This is a genomic window from Promineifilum sp. (SeqCode), from assembly GCF_041918635.1.
Lineage (GTDB): Bacteria > Chloroflexota > Anaerolineae > Promineifilales > Promineifilaceae > Promineifilum.
On sequence record NZ_JAYRVJ010000226.1, the window covers coordinates 1 to 3,545 of the forward strand.

Genomic DNA, 3,545 nt, shown 5'->3' on the forward strand with positions numbered 1-3,545 from the left:
GTCCGTCACGAACAGCAGGGCGAAGTAGCCCAACTGGCCGGCCATGACGGCCACGTTCTGCGTCGGCGCGAGGCCGCTGACCAGCTGGCCCAGGGCGACGAAGGTGATGATGCCCACCAGCAGCATGGGCAGGGCCAGCAGTAGCCCGCCAACCGTCACCGCCGCGCCGAAGACGATCTTGGCCACGGCGATGATGATCACGCTTTGCAGCAGGACGATGGTCACGTTGACCAGCAGGTACGCCCCGACGAGCTGACCGGCGGGCATGGGCGTGGCCTGCAGCCGGCGCAACACGCCGTTCTCGCGCATGCTCAGCATCATGGCCGAACTGCTGATGAGGCCGAATGACAGGGCGTTGAACACCAGCACGCCGGGCAGCACCCAGTCGATGTAGCCGTCGCCGGCCGCCGTGCCGCCGAACACCTCGCCGCTGAAGACGGTTCCGTAGAGGAGCAGCGTAATCACCGGGAAGACCAGGTTCCAGAATAGCACCGAGCGGTTGCGCAGGTGGATGAGCGCGAGCGCTTTGGTGAAGATGGTGAAGCGGTTCATGAGTTCTCCGTTTTAGTAAGCAGTATTCAGTAGATCAGTGGTCGGCGGTCGGTGGTCGGTGGTCTTTCACCCCTGCACCCCCGCACCCCCGCACCCCCGCACCCCCGCACCCCCGCACCCCCGCTCTTTAACCCAGGCTCCGCCCCGTCAACTTAAGAAACACATCCTCCAGATTCGGCGGCCGGATGGCGACGTCGCCGACGCGGCGGCCGTGTTCGGCGGCCAGTTGGTGCAGGGCGGCCAGCGTCACTTGCGGCTCGGCCGTCTCCACCTCGAGGTGCTGGCCGGTGTAGCGCGCGGCGCGGACGCCGGGCAGGGGGGCGACGCGATCCAGCGGCACTTCGATCACAGCCTTAAGAATCGGCCGCACGTCGATCTGGTCGATGAGCGCCGCCGGGGTGTCGCAGGCCACGATCTGGCCGCGGTCGATGATGGCGACCCGGCTGCACAGCGCCTCGGCCTCCTCCATCGCATGCGTCGTCAGCAGGATGGTGCGCCCCTCGGTGTGCAGGCGGCGGATGATGTCCCACATGGCGCGGCGGGCGCGCGGGTCGAGGGCCGAGGTCGGCTCGTCGAGCAGGACGATGGGCGGGTCGTTGGCGACGGCCAGGGCCAGAGCGAGCCGCTGCTGCTGGCCGCCGGAGAGGCGGCGGGCGAAGCTGCGCACCTTATCGGCCAGGTCAAAGCGGGCGAGTAGCTCATCCACCTGCGCCTTCGACATCTCCACTTCGTATAACGATGAGTAGAGATGCACCAGTTCAGCCACGGTGAGGTCGTCGATGAGCGCCGAGCGCTGCAACTGGATGCCCAGACGGCGCTTGGCCTCGGCCGGCGCGGCCAGCACGTCGATGCCGTCGAGGGTCACGCGGCCGCGGTCGGGGCGCAGCAGCCCCTCCAGGATGGATAGCAGCGTCGTCTTGCCCGCGCCGTTGGGGCCAAGCAGGCCGAAGATCTCGCCGTGCTCGACAGTCAGGTCGACGCCGTCGAGGGCCGTCACGCGCTGCCGGCCGTGGCGGTAGGCGGCGTGGATGCCGGTCAGTTGGATGATCGGGTCGGACATGGGTTCTCCTTAGAGAGCAGGGGGGCGGGGGAGCAGGGGAGCAGGGGCGGGGTGTCCCTGCTCCTCTGCTCCCCTCAATCTCATACCTGCGCTCTCATTACCCACATCCTACCACCAGCCGCGGCCCGGCTGGGAGTGGCAAGGGGGGGATTGGAGATATGCCAAAAGATAGATTGTAGGTATGACTTTAGGGTTGGTGGGCAGGGAATGAACAGTAGGGGCAGACCTGCGTGTCTGCCCCAGGGCGCACGAGTAGTGCCCCAGGGCGCACACGTGTCTGCCCCAGGGCGCACACGTAGGTGCGCCCCTACCGTGGTTGGGTTGTCCTGTAGGGGCGGGTTTCAAACCCGCCCTTACAGACGGTCAACGGCCGATGATCGGAATCCAGCCGCGCACCGGCCCCAGCTCGACCTGCGATTGCCAGGCGGGTTGGGCGTCATCGTCCGCCCACCACTCCAGCAGTCGCTGGTCGCTGCCGTCGGGGTTCATGAGATAGACTCCAGGGTTGACTTCCATTTCGCCGCCGGGGCTGGTGGCGCGGGTGAAGGCTATCGTCGTCCCGTCGGGCGACCAGGCCGGTTCCATGTCGTCGGCCGTCGGATAGCGGCTCAGGTTCGTCTCGTTACCCGGCGGGCCGGCGAGGGTCAGGACGTAGATTTCGACGTCGCCGTTGCGGTTGGTGGCGAAGGCAAGGCGCGCGCCGTCGGCCGACCAGGTGGGGTAGGTGTCGTTGGCCGCGTGAGTGGTCAGCCGCGTCACGCTGGAGCCGTCGGCGTTCATCACGTAGATATCCCAGTTGCCGGTCACCTGGCGGGCGAAGGCGATGCGCGAGCCGTCGGGCGAGAAGGCAGCGTCGTTTTCAGGGGCGTAGGTGTGGGTCAGGTTGGTCTGGCCGCTGCCATCGGCGTTCATCGTGTAGAGTTCCCAGTTACCCTCGCGGTCGGTTGTGAAAACGATGCGCTGTCCGTCGGGCGACCAGGTGGGGTTCCAGTCGTTGGCCGGGCCGGTGGTCAGGGCGCGGCGCTCCTGGCCCCGGTCGGCGTGCATGATGTGGATGTCATAGTCGCCGTTCAGGTTGCTGCTGAAGGCCAGCCGGCCGTAGGGCGACCAGGCGGGGTCGCCGTTGTCGATCCCGTGACCGTGGGTTAAGGCGGCAGGCTCGCCGCCCGCGGCCGCGATAGAGAATAGCCTTGCCTCATTGACCAAAACCACGCGATCACCGGTGAGTGACCACTTAGGAGTAAAGCCCTCGTCCAGCTTGTATCCGCCGGAACCATCGGCAGCCGTGACCAGCACGAAGTGGGCGCAGGGCGGCGGGCCGATACGCAGCAAGGGGCATATTTGCACTTGATAGGCCAGACGCGTCCCATCGGGTGACCAGGCCAGCCCGGAAGCCGCGCCCTTGAACGCCGCAACGGTCACGACCCGCTGGCCGGAGCCGTCCGGTCTCATGACCATCGCGTCATTGCCGCTGACATAGGCGATGCGCCCACCGTCGGGCGACCAGACGGGATAGGCGTCGGGCGCGCTGCCGGTGGTCAGCCGGGTTTGGTGGCTACCATCGGCGTCCATGATGTAGATCTCGGAGTTGCCGTCGCGGTCGCTGCTGAAGGCGATGCGCCCGCTGTCGGGTGACCAGGTGGGATAACCGTCAAAGTGATTATTATTGGTCAGGCGGGACAGGCGGCGGTCGGCCAGCGAGAGGACGTAAACCTCTGCGTCGTCGATCCAACCGCTGGTGAAGGCGAGGCGTGTCCCGTCAGGCGACCACACCGCGCCCCAGGTCATGGCTTCGTCCTGGGTTAGCCGCAGGGCCGGACCACCAGCTCCGTCCGGACTGACGGACATGACGTAGAGTTCGCTGTCATGCACATAGTCGTCGGGGGTGGTCGTGAAGGCGATCCATGCCCCGTTGGGCGACCAGCGGGGAGAA

Annotated in this window: 3 protein-coding genes; all 3 read right to left on the reverse strand. The window is 66.8% G+C overall.

Annotation, left to right across the window (positions count from 1 at the left end; all coding sequences use genetic code 11):
- On the reverse strand, nt 1-552 hold a 552-nt coding region (locus ACE3UY_RS07775; protein ID WP_374686975.1), incomplete at its 3' end, for an ABC transporter permease.
- Between the two features lie 127 nt (nt 553-679).
- Nucleotides 680-1,612 (reverse strand): ABC transporter ATP-binding protein, encoded by a 933-nt coding sequence (locus tag ACE3UY_RS07780; RefSeq protein WP_374686976.1) that lies wholly within the window; start codon nt 1,610-1,612, stop codon nt 680-682.
- A gap of 363 nt (nt 1,613-1,975) precedes the next feature.
- On the reverse strand, nt 1,976-3,545 hold a 1,570-nt coding region (locus tag ACE3UY_RS07785), incomplete at its 5' end, for a DPP IV N-terminal domain-containing protein (protein WP_374686977.1).